Consider the following 14,009-nt stretch of genomic DNA (forward strand, 5'->3'; position numbering starts at 1 on the left):
AATGAGCGTAGGCTCATTGCTTTTTTTGTTTAACTTGCTTTATCCAAGTCTCTTTTAAAACGTGGTTTCTCTAAATAAGTTCCCAGTCTCCAGACATATTCCACTGGCCCCATTCGGTATTTCTGGAGCCAATAGGTGCTAACGAATAATTGAATCGTATAAATTCCGATGGTTAAAAGAATACCGAAGAAATAGCCGATTTTCCCGTATAAGCAAAATCCATATGCGTAAAAAATGGTTGTTGCGATAATAGATTGCGCTAAGTAATTACTAACGGACATTTTCCCCATGTTCGCCATGTATGTTAGTAGACGGGTTGCTTTTTTGTAATGGAATAATAAAATGATTGTGCTTCCGTAAAAGAAGGTCATAGTTACTGGTGTAAGGCCATCTTGTAACATAAATAAAAGCGGGTGCTTTACGAACATAGCTAAGATTTTAATTGTAAAAGAGAAGAGACCGGTGGCAAACCATATTTTTTTGACAGCAGGTATATGTTTACTGACCTCAAATAGCCAGCCTTTTTTCCCTACATACATTCCGAGTAGGAACAGTGGAGACATAAAAATTATTGTGAAAACTGATATGAAAAATAATCCGAATGCACCGTCAATTCCCATGTAATCAAAAGGATTTTCAGTCAATCTAAAGTTGACGTGATCCATATAGCTTCCAGTTTGATGGACTTTATGTTCTTTTTCAGTATAAGGTGCGAAATCATTTATATTTGTAGATGGATCAGTTTGATAAGACATAAGTGTAGTAAGTGCGAGTAGAATAATCGCCCAAATAAGCAAAGTTTTCGGTTTTCGATTGATGAATATCATTAAAAAAATCCCGATTATTCCGTATGCAAATAAAATATCTCCCTCCCAAACAAAAGTGCCATGAATGTAGCCGAGTAGTAAAAGAATGATAATACGTCTGATGTATGTGGGGAAGAATTTTTTTCCTTTTGCGATAATACTTTTTTGTAACAAAATAATGCTAAGCCCAAATAGAAAAGAAAATAGGGATATAAAGTTATGTGTGCCGAAAAATTGAATAAACCAATTAGCACCTTTATCAAGATCGCCAAATAGATAAGTTGGTTTTTCACTGGTGAAGAACCCAAATTGAATTAATGTCATATTGACTAGTAAAATGCCAAACAAAGCGAAACCACGAATTGCATCAACAGCTTCTACACGTTGATTCATTTTTCCTCTCCTCGTATATTCGTTTTTATATTGAAAATAATACCATTTTATATCTGGCACTATGTCAAATATGAGGAAATTTAAGGTGATTTTAAGATAGAGAGCAAACAAAAAAATCACCTTAATACATGTATTAAGGTGATTGAAATATTACTCAGCTGGAGGCGTAAATGTACGTTTCTCTAATTCAGCATCTAGCATAAACAGTGCGTTTGAATCGCTTGTAATACGTTTTAGTTTTTGGATGATGCTATCGAATGAAGCTTCTTCTTCAACTTGTTCGTCAACGAACCATTTTAAGAATGTAATTGTTGCATGTTCACGCTCATCCCAAGCGATATCAGATAAGTTGTAAATACGTTTCGTTACTTCACGCTCGTGCTCAAGTGCGACTTCAAAAGCGTTTAATACAGATTCGTATTCGTTATTCGGATTATCAAATCCAGTAATAATAGCGCGCTCTCCGCGGTCATTAATATAGTTGTAAAGCTTCATTGCGTGGAAACGTTCTTCTTCAGCTTGTACAAGGAAAAAGTTAGCGAATCCATCATAGCTCTCAGCTGTACAGTAAGCAGCCATTGCCATATAAGCATGGGCAGAGTAAAATTCAAAGTTCATTTGTTCATTTAATGCGTCGTGCAATTTTTTTGATAACATAAAATCCCCCTTAGTATTGTGACAAGAATATTATACCATAATTGATAATATTCTCATTTAGATACTTCGAACCTTTTCGAAAGCTTTGTGACGTGTGCGTCCATAATGTCTTGTAAGTCTAAATCATATTTTTGCGAAAGAATAATAAGGTTAGATAGTACATCGCCAAGTTCTTCTTTTAGTTCTTGTTTTAGCTCTTCTTCTGTTTTCGCATCTTCATCAGGGCGATCGCGGCCGATTTCAATAGCACGAACGACTCGTGAAACTTCCCCAACTTCCTCGGTTAAGAAATTTAAGCGAATAAAGGCATTATACTGTGACCAGCTTCGTTTTTCGTAAAATTCCTCAACCCATCTTTGAAATGCAACGATATCCATTTCTTCCTCATCTCCTCAATATGTTGTATAATGTCAATTGTATCATAACAATATATAGTTTCGGGGTGTAGGAATGAGAAAGATTTGTGTGTTTGCAGGTTCTAATTTAGGGGAGAGACCAGAATTCAAAGAGCAGGCAATTCAGTTAGGTAAAATGTTTGTTGAGAACGAGTATGAGCTCGTATACGGTGGTTCATGCGTTGGATTAATGGGAGAAGTAGCAAACGAAGTTCTTCGTTTAGGTGGACGTGTAACAGGTGTTATGCCACGCGGTCTATTCCGAGGAGAAATTGTGCATACAGGATTAACAGAATTAATTGAAGTAGAGACGATGCATGAACGTAAAGCGAAAATGGCAGAGCTTGCAGATGCTTTTATTGCGCTTCCAGGCGGATACGGAACGTTTGAAGAACTATTTGAAGTTGTATGTTGGTCACAAATTGGTATACATAATAAGCCGGTTGGTTTATTAAACATAAAAGGTTTTTACGGACCAATTCTGCAAATGGTTGAACGTGCAGCAGAAGAAGGATTTATGAATCCATCAAATAAAGAATTGATCGTTTCAGCTGAGACGGCAGATAAACTAATTCATGCAATCCAAAATTATGAGCGTCCTGTTTTGGGAACGAAGTGGAAGCAACTATCATAGCAAATACGGAAACACATGTCGTTTTAATTTAAGATGGCATGTGTTTTTAATTTGGTTAAATATGTTAATGTTAATATATAACGTTTTTTGTAAAAGGAGAAATTGATGGAGGAGTTCGTATATTTACGTCCGGTTTTTAAAAGTATTTTAGCAGCGTCTATTCTTGTTATGCTAATCATTTCAACACAGAAGAAAGAGCTAATTAATGAATTTTCGCTTTGGTTTATTTCGATATTGTGTATCGGTGTTTCGGCGATAACACTCTTTATGATTGGCTTTATTGTTGATGAGTATAATTTGGCTGGAGATCCACAATCGTTTTGTATGTTTATTGCGATTGGTTGTATTAGTGGCCTGAATTTCATTATTTATTACAGAAGGCAATAAAAGAGGCATTCCATATTACTTTGGAATGCCTTTATCATTTTGCTTGCTTTGTTTTTTATAGATGTCTTTGGAAACACATGAAAGTTTATTTTAAAAAAGCATGTGTTTTTAATTTGGTTCAATATATTGATAGTGAGATGTGGAAGCGTTTGAAGAGGGGAAGTAGATGGAGGGATGTTTTGATGAATTAAAAAAGAACATCTGAATAAAGGGTGAGTAAGGAATTATTGAGTGACATATAATTGTTCCGTTAAAGGGTCAGATTGTGGAAGATACCGAATGTTTTTATGAAGTTAGTAGAGGTTTTTTTAATCGAAATGAGAATAAATTTTATAGATGTAATCCTTTGGAAATTTTTAATCAGCTATGTATCATAATCTAATCATTAAAATGAAAATTGGAGGAGAGATGAGCATGGGGCGTTCTGTATTAAAAATGTATAACTACCACTTATGGGCAAATGAAGTTATTTTAAATCGCTTAAAAGAACTACCGCAAGACATTTTCCATAAGGAAGTTAAGAGTGGTTTTTCTTCGGTGGCAAAAGTAATGTCTCACATATACCTCACAGATTTAGCCTGGTTTGAGATTATTTCTGGTAAAAGCATGAGTGATGCAATGGTACACACAGACCAATTGAAAGAGCAGCTGGAAACAAAAAATATTGAGGAAATGAAAACTAGTTTTTATGAATTATCTAAACGATATAAAGTACTTTTAAGTAGTCAACAAGATTATGAAAAAGTGGTTGAGGTTGATAATCCATATGCTGGGCACCTAGATACGACGGTTTCTGAAACAATACTACACGTCGTCACCCACGGAGCATATCACCGTGGGAATATAGCCACAATGTTGCGGCAAATGGGTTATACCTCTGTTATGCAAGATTTTGGACTGTTTCTATATTCAAAATGAATTCTTTTTATTTACCATAGAATATGGGTTTTTATGATATTTTTTGGGGACTGCTTTTATTATTGGTTTAAGTTTAATTATGTAATATAGAATAAAGGCATTCCATATTATTTCGGAATGCCTTTATTGTTATTTTTATTTTGTTTTTTATACAGGTACCAGCCACCCCAGCCGCCACCAATTGCTACGACAACGAGGAAAGCATAGTCCTTAACCTCGACACGTATATTGAAAATATTAGCTATAAGTAAGAGAATCCCAACTGTTATTAACGCAAAAAATGCTCTAATTAAGTAGTCTTTCAACTGAACCACTCCCGTCATTTAAGTAGTAAATGATGAATTTGGAAAAGCTAAAGGGTGTTTCCTATATTTTAACATAGATGAGATTGTAATATATTGATAAAAGTAGGGGGAGAGGGGCGCTGATATTGTCGTGATTTGTCGGAAAATTGATATCCTTTGTCAAATCGTTGATATATTGCGGGTAATGATCGATATAATGAAAAAATCGTTGATATATTGCGAGTTATGATCGATATATTTGAAAAATCGTTGATATAATTTCGTGTACCGTTAAGTGCGACCATTACATAAAAAAGCGACTCTAAACGAGCCGCTTCCGCTTTTAAGTATTATTGATTCAAGAACGCACGTAGCATCCAAGCGTGTTTTTCTAGTTCTGTGTAGATGCCTAGTAGTAGGTCAGATGTCATTTCATCGTCAGAGTCTTGAGCAATTTCCATGCCTTTTTTCAGTTCGACTAGCATCATTTGGTAGTCTTTCATGATTGCTTCGACCATCCCTTCTGCAGTTTCTCCGTAAGCTGCTTCTTGAATAGAAGATATTTCTAGGTATTCTTTCATTGTTGCTACTGGTTTACCACCAATTGCTAAAATACGTTCTGCAATTTCGTCGATGTGAGTAGCTGATTCTGTGTAAAGTTCTTCGAATTTCTCGTGTAATGTGAAGAATTGAGGTCCTTTTACGTACCAATGGAAGTTGTGAAGTTTTGTGAATAAAACGCTCCAGTCTGCTACTTGTTTGTTTAATACTTCGATTACTTGTTTGTTCATTATGATCAATCTCCTTTTGAGTTGTTATGTGATATCAATTACTAATTTATAATTATTATAAGCTAGTAATCTCTATAAATCAACCCTTTTGCTGGAATTAATTTGAACAAATTATGAACTGTTGTAAATAAAAGGCCCTATTACGATGAAGTAATAGGGCCTTTGTTTGAGATATGGCTCTTGTTCTAAACGAGCCGCTTGTGCTTTTAGTGATATCCAGCTCCGGTGACTAGACCAGTCGGTCATTTCGCGCCTTCCTGTGAGGCAAAGAACGCCTCTTCGTCAGGAGCTCCAATGCCCTCCTGTTCTGAGCAAGTCACCTCCGCTTTTAATTAATATCCAGCTCCAGCGGCTAGAATCTCCGGTCATTTCGCTCTCTCGCTCGAAGCAAAAAGCGCTTCAAGGTCGAGAGCTTGAAGTGTCCTGCGATTCTGAACGAGCCGCTTCCGCTTTTATTTGTTAAACAGCCTTTTGTTTTTCTTCTACATCCTGTCCATCCCAGCACTCTGTATTCTTTAAGCCAGGGATAGAGTTTGCAACGAAGACAGGATCTTTGCCTTGTTTCTTTTGCTTCAAATAGTCTACTAATGCAGCGTAAGCAAATTTGCTAAGGAATGAGATGGCAATTAAGTTTGTGAATACCATTAGTCCCATGAATAAATCAGCTAAACTCCAAACTGTTTTAAGAGCAGCGATTGATCCGAAGAATACCATTCCGACAACTGCAACACGATAAATCATTAACCATGTTTTGCTTTCTTTAATGAATGCGATATTTGTTTCACCATAATAGTAGTTTCCTAGAAGTGAACTGAAAGCGAATAGGAAAATAATAATCGCTAAGAAAGTGCTTGCCCACGGTCCAATTTGTGAACTTAATGCGTTTTGTGTTAATTCGATGCCTTCTAAATTTGATCCTTTGTAAAGTCCAGAACATAATACGATAAATGCTGTTGATGTACATACTAAGAATGTATCTACGAAAACGCCTAATGCTTGAACAAGCCCTTGTTTTACAGGGTGAGATACATCAGATGTTGCGGCTGCATTAGGAGAACTACCCATTCCTGCTTCTGTAGCGAATAAACCGCGCTGAATTCCGAACTTGATTGCTGCTCCAATACCACCAGCGATGGCTTGGTCTAAACCGAATGCACCGTTAAAGATTTCCATGAAAATGCTTGGTAACATACTGAAGTTGTTAATAACGACAAAAATAGCCACGCCGATATAAACGATTGCCATTGGCGGAACAATCATTTCTGTAATACGTGAAATGCTCTTAATGCCACCAAAAATAATAACTGCAACTAATAAAGCTAATAGAGCTCCTACGATTGTTCGCTCTAGTCCAAAAGCATTTTCAAACGCTATTGTTACTGTATTTGCTTGCACTGAATTGAAAATTAATCCGTACGCAACTGTAATAAGAAGTGAAAACCAGATGCCCATCCAGCGTTTGTTTAACCCTTTTTCCATGTAATATGCTGGTCCACCACGGAACCTACTTCCATCTTTTACTTTATAAATTTGCGCAAGTGTGCATTCTACAAAACTAGTAGCTGCTCCGATAATTGCGATAAACCACATCCAAAATATTGCGCCAGGTCCACCCATTGAAATTGCTAATGCTACACCAGCTAAGTTTCCGATACCGATACGTGCTGCTGCACTTAAGCAAAATGCTTGGAATGGTGAGATGCTATCTTTCTTTTTTTCTTTTCGATTAAACCCTTTACTAATTAAGCTGACCATCTCACTGAAATGAGTAATTTGGACAAATTTTAATTTAAAAGAGAAGTAAAGACCGAAGCCGATTAGCATTGCAATAAGAATATATGACCATAAAATATTATTCGTTACCTCAAGGAATCTGCTAAAGATATCAACCATATAATACACTTCCTTTTTTTCGTAATAAGAAAATTATATGCAAAAAATATACGAGAATCAATTTTTCTAAAAAATTATGTTACTTAAATCATTTTTGTGTTATGATTATGTTACATCGTAATATTTTTAGAATTATTTACATTTTAAAAAACTAAATTTAAAGCGAGAAGGTGGGGATAATTTGAAAGAAGATTCTTTATGGAAAGTAAGTCTTGAGAGTTTGAAAATGAGAAGTAATATATTTTTTATCATTACATCTTTAAGTATCTTTTTAGGGTCCACTTATTATTACAATAAAAGATTTCCAAATCACAAATATCCTGAGTGGTTAGAATTTCTAAAGTTGATTGGATGAATAAAAGACAGAAAAACAGAAAATTAAAATAAACAAGTTATGGAGGAGCTAAAAATGAATATTAGAGAAAGTGAACTTCCAGGTATTGGTTATAAGTTTCAAATCGTTACGAAAGGTAACGAAAAGATGGTAATTGTCATTCATGATGATGGTCGTAGAGAAATGTATCATTTTGATTCAGATCATGAAGAAAGCATCTCAAGTATTTCACTACGTGACTCAGAGGCGAGACAAATCGCTGCAATATTAGGTGGAATGGTATATAAGCCTAGGGCGTTAGAAAATGTTGAGATGGTTTTTGAAGGTTTAGCGATTGAGTGGTTCAAAGTGGAGAATACAGCTCCAGCAATCGGAAAAACAATTGGCGATCTTGAAATAAGAAAAACATATAGCGTAACAATAATCGCGGTTATGAAGAAGAACATGAAGAAGCTATTTAATCCAGGACCAGAAACAGTAATTGAAGAAGGAGATATGCTTGTAGTTTCAGGTGAGAGAGAAGAAATTAAAAAAATCATTAATGAATTACTTTCAAATAGGGGGGACTGATTAGATGGATACGTTAATTTTTGAAGTTGGTACAGCTTTAGTTTTAGTGGCAATTGCAGCAGTAATTGCTGGAAAATTTAAATTCTCAGTAATTCCTTTTCTAATCGTTCTTGGAATGTTAGTAGGACCGCATGCACCGACAATAGGTGTTATCGATCTCAAATTTATTGAAAGTGCAAGTGTAATTTCCTTCCTTGGACGGATTGGGGTTCTATTCCTTCTATTCTATCTAGGATTAGAATTTTCAATGAAAAAACTAATTAAATCTGGACGCTCTATTGCGATTGGTGGAACGATTTATATTTTAATTAACTTTTCACTTGGTTTGTTATACGGATTTATAATGGGATTCCCATTACTAGAAATCTTAATTATTGCGGGTATTATTACGATTTCTTCTAGCGCTATCGTTGCTAAAGTGTTAGTGGACTTAAGAAGAACTGGTAATAATGAAACCGAATTAATTTTAGGAATTATTATGTTTGAAGATATATTCCTTGCTGTATATCTATCAGTTGTTTCTGGTTTAGTACTTGGAGATCACGCTTCCTTCTTAGGTGCCCTTACTTCAATTGGAATTGCTTTAGGATATATGCTTCTATTCTTTATAGTAGCTAGAAAGGCTACGCCGTTATTAAATAAATTGCTCAACATTAGCTCAGATGAAATCTTTATTATTGTAGTATTTGCTTCGTTATTCTTCATTGCTGGTTTTTCAGAAACAATTCACGTTGCAGAAGCAATTGGAGCACTTCTTCTAGGATTAGTTTTCTCTGAGACAGAGCATAGTGATCGAATTGAACATCTTGTTGTTCCATTTAGAGACTTTTTCGGAGCTATTTTCTTCTTCAGCTTCGGGTTAAGTATTGATCCGTTCTCATTAGGCGGAGCGATATGGTTAACGTTAGGCGCTGTCCTTCTTACGATAATCGGTAACTTTGTAGCAGGAATGATCGCAGGAAGACAAGCTGGATTATCTCATAAAGCATCAACAAATATCGGATTAACAATCGTTTCAAGAGGAGAGTTCTCCATCATTATGGCTAATATCGGTATCGCCGGTGGTTTAATGTCAGTACTGAAACCATTCTCAGCACTATACGTGCTTATACTATCCATTTTAGGTCCACTTTTGACAAAAGAGTCGAAGAATGTATATAAATTCTTAAATAAAATCTTTAAGTGGGATACGAAGACTAACTAAATTTAAAAAAATAAAAGTACAAGATATTTCCTGCTTGTACTTTTATTTTTGTAATGAAAACAGTAAAGAGAGGTAAATGATGTTAGGAGAGTTGATTCATTCGGTTTTAGTTTTTTTAGAAGGACTTGGTTATTGGGGAATTATGCTTGGATTAATGCTAGAGGTTATTCCAAGTGAAATCGTATTGTCTTATGCAGGTTATTTAGTATCAACAGGAAGCATTACATTTTGGGGCGCTGTTGCGTTCGGTACAATTGGTGGTGTAATTGCACAACTATTCATTTATTGGATTGGTCGATATGGAGGAAGACCTGTTCTTGAGCGATATGGAAAATATATTTTAATCCAGAAGAAACATATTGATTATGCTGAAGATTGGTTTAATCGTTATGGAACTGGCGTTATCTTTACCGCACGTTTTATTCCGGTTGTGCGTCATGCTATTTCGATACCAGCGGGTATTGCGAAAATGTCACATGCTAAGTTTATTACGCTAACTACATTAGCTGTTATTCCGTGGTCAATTGTGTTTGTATATTTAGGTTTTAAATTAGGAACAGAGTGGGAAAGTATTAATAAAGTTGCGGAGCCATATGTGAAATACTTTGCACTTGCTGCTATTGTTTGTGCAATTGGTTATTTTGTATTTAAAAAAATGATGAAAAAAAAGTGATTACAGAAAAGGAATCTATGTCGACGTAGATTCCTTTTTTATTGGCATTTTTTCAAGGATGAAAGAATATGTTTAATATTTACCATATTGTGGCATACATATAGAAAAAGGGTGCTTGGAAAGGGGAATAAAGAGAAATGGAACTCCAGTTTCAAAATGTATATCAACAGGTAGAGAATTGGTATGTGTTGGATTCGGAGCTTCCTTGGGATGTCAAAAAGTTGAGAGAGGATTTGTTTTCTCTTATTGAAGTATGTAAAACGCCCGTTATTTTTTGTGATACGTGTGATGCAAATGATGTGCTTCTATCATTAGGGGAAGAGGAAGAAGAGTTCCTATTCCCAGTAGGTGGTTTTTATCATAAAGAAAAGCAATTAATTTTCGTTTGTATGTGGGAAGAGTATGATCAAGTTCTCAAAACGCTACTGCATGAATTCCGCCATGCGATGCAGCATAAGAGAGATATATTGTATGTGGGAAGTGAACGGTACGAAGAGCGGTGGATTGAAAAAGATGCGAGGAAGTTCGCGGAGAGGAAATTGGATGAATATAAGAGTAGAAAGTTAATGTAAAGCATAGTGGAGAAATAGCGCTGTGCTTTTATACTTATTAAAAATAAGTATTTGACTTTTATTAAGTTTAGTTCTAAACTAATGATATGAAACGAGCGAGGTGATGAAATGAAAACAGAAGATAGACTAGGGCTACTATTATGGTTTCGTTTGTCACGCTTTTATAATAAGAGTATTCGTGAGACGAATCAGCATTTGAAAAAATGGAATATATCTGCCGCTCAGTTTGATGTGTTAGCTCAAGTTGGAGGACATAATCGTTTAACGCAGCAAGAACTTGGAAATAAGCTATTTGTTACGAAAGGAAATGTAACGCAGCTTTTAAATAAAATGGAGCAGCTTGAGTGGATTTTGCGTGAACAAGAGGGTACCACGAAATATATTTCTTTAACAGAAAAGGGAAGAGCTTTATATGAGGAAATCGTCCCACCTCAAGAAACGTTCCAAGCAGAGAAGTTTCATAATTTAAATATAGAGGAACAAAAGCAGTTATTAACACTATTAAAAAAGTTACAGTAAGAAAAAATTTTAAAATAAATCTCGAATTCGAGATAGTATGAGGTGAAGGATATGTTTAGAAAAGTTGATCATAAAAATATGGGCAGAGCAAATCATGGTTGGTTAAATACACATTTTCATTTTTCTTTTGCCAATTACTACAATCCAAATAACATGAACTTCGGAGCGTTACGTGTTATTAATGATGATCTAGTAGCGGCGCAAACTGGTTTTGATATGCATCCGCACCGTGATATGGAGATTATTTCTTACGTTGTAGATAGTGCTTTAACACATGAAGACAGCATGGGAAATCGCGGAACGATTGAGCGTGGACATGTTCAATATATGAGTGCTGGCACGGGTGTATTTCATAGCGAGCATAATTTAGGCGATGAAACGCTGCGTTTATTACAAATTTGGATTTTACCAGACCGTGCGGATCATAAACCAAACTATGGTGAGTTTAAATTTGATTGGAGCAAGCGTGAAAATGAATGGTTCCATATGGTATCTTCAGTAGAAGGAAATGCACCAATTCAAATTCACCAAGATGCGAATTTATATTCTTTATCATTAGAGGCTGGAAAAGAAATTCATTTTCCAGTGAAAGAAGGACGTCAATTGTACCTTGTACAAATTGAAGGAAGCAGTGTAATAAATGGTGAGACGTTTGTTATGCGGGATGCAGCAGAATCTGTAGAAGAAGATATTCACATTCAAGCGAAAGAGCAATCACACTATTTAGCAATTGAATTGAAAAAACAATAAAAGGTTTATAAAAAAGAGGACATCCGATAGATGTCCTCTTTTTTTGATTGGAATTATCTGAAAAATGTTTCTCAAATTTTTGGTAGAGGTATCGGGTGAAAAAATAAGAATTGTATAAAAGTGTCAAAAATCTTTATGGGAATGGGGAATGTTATAGTGAAAAAGCAAGTCATTTCATCAGCATTAGCGTTAACTGTTATCGCCGGGGGATTTGGAGCGTTTGGGGCAACGACAACGAAAGCGGAAGAACAAAAAATTCAATATCATCAAGAATTTAAAACACCTGCATACATAGGTGAAGAATGGAAAGCACCGGAAGGACTAGATAAAAAAGAGACGGTCTTTCAATACTTAGAGAGTAAGAAAGATATGTTTAAATTAGCAGGAAATATTGAAAAGCATTTTAATATCGTTGGGGAAGAAAAAGACGCTGAATCTGATACGACACATGTGAAGCTAGTTGAGAAACATAATAACATTCCTGTGTACGGTTCTGATCAAACTGTTACACTTGATAAAGAAAATAATGTAAAAGCATTCTTCGGACAAGTTATTCCGAATTTAGATGATAAAAATATTCCTGCAGCTGCAAGCATTACTGCGGAACAAGCAGAAACAATTGCAAAGGCAGATATTGAGAAAGAAATTGGCAAAGTAAAGAGTTATGACGGTGTGAAAAAAGATTTATTTGTATATGAAAAAGACGGTAATTACTACCTTGCATACTTAGTTAAGGCATCGATTTCAAAACCAGCTCCAGGGTATTGGCATTATTTTGTTGATGCAACGAATGGAAATGTTATTGAGAAATATAACGCTGTAGATAACATTACTGGATTTGGTTACGGAGTATTAGGTGCTAGACAATCATTTGAAATTGCTCAAGATACGAAAACAGGACAATTCAACTTGTTTGATGGTAAACGAGGACAAGGTATCCATACATTTGATGCAGAGAATATGGACGAGAACTGGTTTAATTTATTCTCACAATGGCTTGGATATACAGGAGAAGAAGTTGAAAGTAAATCTAAGTTCTTCGAAGATAAAGCTGCAGTTGATGCGCATGTAAATGCAGGAAAAGTATATGATTACTACAAAAAGACATTTAATCGTAACTCTTTCGATGATAAAGGTGCGAAGCTTATTTCAACTGTTCACGTAGGTACAGCGTGGAATAACGCAGCTTGGAATGGTGTGCAAATGATGTATGGTGATGGCGATGGAAAAACATTCATTCCATTATCTGCTGGACTTGATGTTATCGGTCACGAATTAACGCATGCTGTAACTGAACATACAGCAAACCTTGTTTACAAAAATGAGTCAGGGGCGTTAAATGAATCGTTATCTGATATTATGGGTGTTATGGTTGAGAAGAAGAGCTGGGATTTAGGTGCTGACATTTATACACCTGGTAAACCAGGTGATGCACTTCGTTCATTGAAAGATCCAGCATCTATTCCAAACCCATTAAAACCAGGTGAAGGTTACCCAGATCACTATAATAAACGTTATACTGGAACAGCTGATAATGGCGGCGTTCATATTAACAGTAGTATTAATAATAAAGCTGCTTATTTAGTATCTGAAGGCGGAGATCATTACGGCGTGAAAGTAACTGGAGTGGGCCGTGAAGCTACTGAAAAAATTTACTACCGTGCTCTTACGAAATATTTAACTGCAAACTCTGACTTTAAAATGATGCGCCAAGCTGCACTTCAGTCAGCTGAAGATTTATATGGTAAAAACTCTAAAGCTGTACAAGCTGTAACGAAAGCTTATGATGCAGTAGGCGTAAAATAATAAGAGAAAAAAACCTGACTAGAGTGTCAGGTTTTTTTTCTTTATCCCGCTAGTCGCGAATGCCTAATGCGATTTTCGCCATACGTGACATACGTTCTTTCGACCACGGTGGATTCCAAACGACATTTACTTCTATTTCATTAACTTCAGGTACGTTCGTTGATAATACTTTTTTAACGTCTGATACGATTTGCCCAGCCATTGGACAACCGATAGAAGTCATCGTCATCGTAATGACAGCATTATTATTTTCATCTGCTGTAACATCATACACTAATCCAAGATTAACGATATCAACACCTAGTTCAGGGTCAATAACAGCTTCTAAATTGGCAAATAATTTATTTTCAAATGCTTCTTGTGACATAAGCAGCCCCTCCTACAATTTAATGATATCGATTCTCATTATAACGGAAATGAGCA

General features: G+C 35.6%; 17 protein-coding genes. 10 read left to right on the forward strand and 7 right to left on the reverse strand.

The annotated features are described in order from the left end of the window. Positions 1-29: 29 nt before the first annotated feature. The 3 genes from ACQRBL_RS24940 to ACQRBL_RS24950 form a co-directional block, all read right to left on the reverse strand. On the reverse strand, positions 30-1,199 hold the full coding sequence (locus ACQRBL_RS24940; protein ID WP_411996033.1) for a DUF418 domain-containing protein: 1,170 nt from the start codon (positions 1,197-1,199) through the stop codon (positions 30-32). Positions 1,200-1,349: 150 nt separating this feature from the next. Then, a complete protein-coding gene (locus ACQRBL_RS24945) occupies positions 1,350-1,856 on the reverse strand; it encodes a ferritin (protein ID WP_000949403.1) in 507 nt (168 codons plus the stop codon). A gap of 53 nt (positions 1,857-1,909) precedes the next feature. Next, positions 1,910-2,233 carry a MazG nucleotide pyrophosphohydrolase domain-containing protein gene (locus tag ACQRBL_RS24950; protein WP_000355749.1) on the reverse strand — a complete coding sequence of 108 codons (324 nt, stop codon included), beginning with the start codon at positions 2,231-2,233 and terminating at the stop codon, positions 1,910-1,912. 88 nt (positions 2,234-2,321) lie between these two features. Between ACQRBL_RS24950 and ACQRBL_RS24955 the strand changes: the two genes are divergently transcribed. The 3 genes from ACQRBL_RS24955 (at position 2,322) to ACQRBL_RS24965 (ending at position 4,190) form a co-directional block, all read left to right on the forward strand. After that, the gene (locus ACQRBL_RS24955; RefSeq protein WP_002094193.1) at positions 2,322-2,885 is read left to right on the forward strand and encodes a TIGR00730 family Rossman fold protein; all 564 of its coding nucleotides are present in this window, start codon (positions 2,322-2,324) and stop codon (positions 2,883-2,885) included. Positions 2,886-2,990: 105 nt separating this feature from the next. After that, a complete protein-coding gene (locus ACQRBL_RS24960) occupies positions 2,991-3,272 on the forward strand; it encodes a hypothetical protein (RefSeq protein ID WP_411996034.1) in 282 nt (93 codons plus the stop codon). 414 nt (positions 3,273-3,686) lie between these two features. Then, positions 3,687-4,190: a DinB family protein gene (locus ACQRBL_RS24965; RefSeq protein ID WP_000533785.1), complete on the forward strand. Its 504-nt coding sequence runs from the start codon at positions 3,687-3,689 to the stop codon at positions 4,188-4,190. A gap of 107 nt (positions 4,191-4,297) precedes the next feature. Here ACQRBL_RS24965 and ACQRBL_RS24970 read toward each other — a convergent pair whose 3' ends face one another. The 3 genes from ACQRBL_RS24970 to ACQRBL_RS24980 all read right to left on the reverse strand — a co-directional run bounded on the left by ACQRBL_RS24970 (position 4,298) and on the right by ACQRBL_RS24980 (position 7,158). Beyond that, positions 4,298-4,495 (reverse strand): hypothetical protein, encoded by a 198-nt coding sequence (locus tag ACQRBL_RS24970; RefSeq protein WP_000656311.1) that lies wholly within the window; start codon positions 4,493-4,495, stop codon positions 4,298-4,300. A gap of 329 nt (positions 4,496-4,824) precedes the next feature. Then, positions 4,825-5,265: a Dps family protein gene (locus ACQRBL_RS24975; protein WP_001041891.1), complete on the reverse strand. Its 441-nt coding sequence runs from the start codon at positions 5,263-5,265 to the stop codon at positions 4,825-4,827. 459 nt (positions 5,266-5,724) lie between these two features. Beyond that, positions 5,725-7,158, reverse strand: a complete 1,434-nt coding sequence (locus ACQRBL_RS24980) for an alanine/glycine:cation symporter family protein (protein ID WP_065485686.1) — start codon at positions 7,156-7,158, stop codon at positions 5,725-5,727. A 409-nt stretch (positions 7,159-7,567) separates the two neighbouring features. Here ACQRBL_RS24980 and ACQRBL_RS24985 point away from each other — a divergent pair, with 409 nt between their 5' ends. The 7 genes from ACQRBL_RS24985 (at position 7,568) to nprB (ending at position 13,586) form a co-directional block, all read left to right on the forward strand. Further along, positions 7,568-8,062 carry a cation:proton antiporter regulatory subunit gene (locus ACQRBL_RS24985; RefSeq protein WP_001026075.1) on the forward strand — a complete coding sequence of 165 codons (495 nt, stop codon included), beginning with the start codon at positions 7,568-7,570 and terminating at the stop codon, positions 8,060-8,062. A gap of 4 nt (positions 8,063-8,066) precedes the next feature. After that, the gene (locus ACQRBL_RS24990; RefSeq protein WP_000380223.1) at positions 8,067-9,266 is read left to right on the forward strand and encodes a cation:proton antiporter; all 1,200 of its coding nucleotides are present in this window, start codon (positions 8,067-8,069) and stop codon (positions 9,264-9,266) included. 79 nt (positions 9,267-9,345) lie between these two features. Beyond that, entirely contained in the window at positions 9,346-9,939 is a 594-nt protein-coding gene (locus ACQRBL_RS24995) for a DedA family protein (RefSeq protein WP_411996035.1), read from the forward strand. A gap of 137 nt (positions 9,940-10,076) precedes the next feature. Beyond that, positions 10,077-10,511: a DUF3920 family protein gene (locus tag ACQRBL_RS25000; protein WP_000422800.1), complete on the forward strand. Its 435-nt coding sequence runs from the start codon at positions 10,077-10,079 to the stop codon at positions 10,509-10,511. A 108-nt stretch (positions 10,512-10,619) separates the two neighbouring features. Beyond that, complete coding sequence (locus ACQRBL_RS25005) at positions 10,620-11,030, forward strand: MarR family winged helix-turn-helix transcriptional regulator (protein ID WP_000845467.1); 411 nt, start codon at positions 10,620-10,622, stop codon at positions 11,028-11,030. A 51-nt stretch (positions 11,031-11,081) separates the two neighbouring features. Beyond that, complete coding sequence (locus ACQRBL_RS25010) at positions 11,082-11,780, forward strand: pirin family protein (RefSeq protein WP_411996036.1); 699 nt, start codon at positions 11,082-11,084, stop codon at positions 11,778-11,780. A gap of 156 nt (positions 11,781-11,936) precedes the next feature. Beyond that, a complete protein-coding gene (gene nprB / locus ACQRBL_RS25015) occupies positions 11,937-13,586 on the forward strand; it encodes a neutral protease NprB (protein WP_000745122.1) in 1,650 nt (549 codons plus the stop codon). A gap of 49 nt (positions 13,587-13,635) precedes the next feature. Here nprB and ACQRBL_RS25020 read toward each other — a convergent pair whose 3' ends face one another. Then, a complete protein-coding gene (locus ACQRBL_RS25020) occupies positions 13,636-13,953 on the reverse strand; it encodes a metal-sulfur cluster assembly factor (protein ID WP_000076418.1) in 318 nt (105 codons plus the stop codon). Between the last annotated feature and the right edge of the window lie 56 nt (positions 13,954-14,009).

It is taken from the genome of Bacillus sp. AF62 (genome assembly GCF_050312695.1).
Lineage (GTDB): Bacteria > Bacillota > Bacilli > Bacillales > Bacillaceae_G > Bacillus_A > Bacillus_A cereus.

Bases quoted from the DNA above. Each gene is read 5' to 3' on its own strand.
- ACQRBL_RS24940 (WP_411996033.1), bottom strand. From the start codon at position 1,199: ATGAATCAACGTGTAGAAGCTGTTGATGCAATTCGTGGTTTCGCTTTG.
- ACQRBL_RS24945 (WP_000949403.1), bottom strand. From the start codon at position 1,856: ATGTTATCAAAAAAATTGCACGACGCATTAAATGAACAAATGAACTTT.
- ACQRBL_RS24950 (WP_000355749.1), bottom strand. From the start codon at position 2,233: ATGGATATCGTTGCATTTCAAAGATGGGTTGAGGAATTTTACGAAAAA.
- ACQRBL_RS24960 (WP_411996034.1), top strand. From the start codon at position 2,991: ATGGAGGAGTTCGTATATTTACGTCCGGTTTTTAAAAGTATTTTAGCA.
- ACQRBL_RS24965 (WP_000533785.1), top strand. From the start codon at position 3,687: ATGGGGCGTTCTGTATTAAAAATGTATAACTACCACTTATGGGCAAAT.
- ACQRBL_RS24975 (WP_001041891.1), bottom strand. From the start codon at position 5,265: ATGAACAAACAAGTAATCGAAGTATTAAACAAACAAGTAGCAGACTGG.
- ACQRBL_RS24980 (WP_065485686.1), bottom strand. From the start codon at position 7,158: ATGGTTGATATCTTTAGCAGATTCCTTGAGGTAACGAATAATATTTTA.
- ACQRBL_RS24985 (WP_001026075.1), top strand. From the start codon at position 7,568: ATGAATATTAGAGAAAGTGAACTTCCAGGTATTGGTTATAAGTTTCAA.
- ACQRBL_RS24990 (WP_000380223.1), top strand. From the start codon at position 8,067: ATGGATACGTTAATTTTTGAAGTTGGTACAGCTTTAGTTTTAGTGGCA.
- ACQRBL_RS24995 (WP_411996035.1), top strand. From the start codon at position 9,346: ATGTTAGGAGAGTTGATTCATTCGGTTTTAGTTTTTTTAGAAGGACTT.
- ACQRBL_RS25000 (WP_000422800.1), top strand. From the start codon at position 10,077: ATGGAACTCCAGTTTCAAAATGTATATCAACAGGTAGAGAATTGGTAT.
- ACQRBL_RS25005 (WP_000845467.1), top strand. From the start codon at position 10,620: ATGAAAACAGAAGATAGACTAGGGCTACTATTATGGTTTCGTTTGTCA.
- ACQRBL_RS25010 (WP_411996036.1), top strand. From the start codon at position 11,082: ATGTTTAGAAAAGTTGATCATAAAAATATGGGCAGAGCAAATCATGGT.
- ACQRBL_RS25020 (WP_000076418.1), bottom strand. From the start codon at position 13,953: ATGTCACAAGAAGCATTTGAAAATAAATTATTTGCCAATTTAGAAGCT.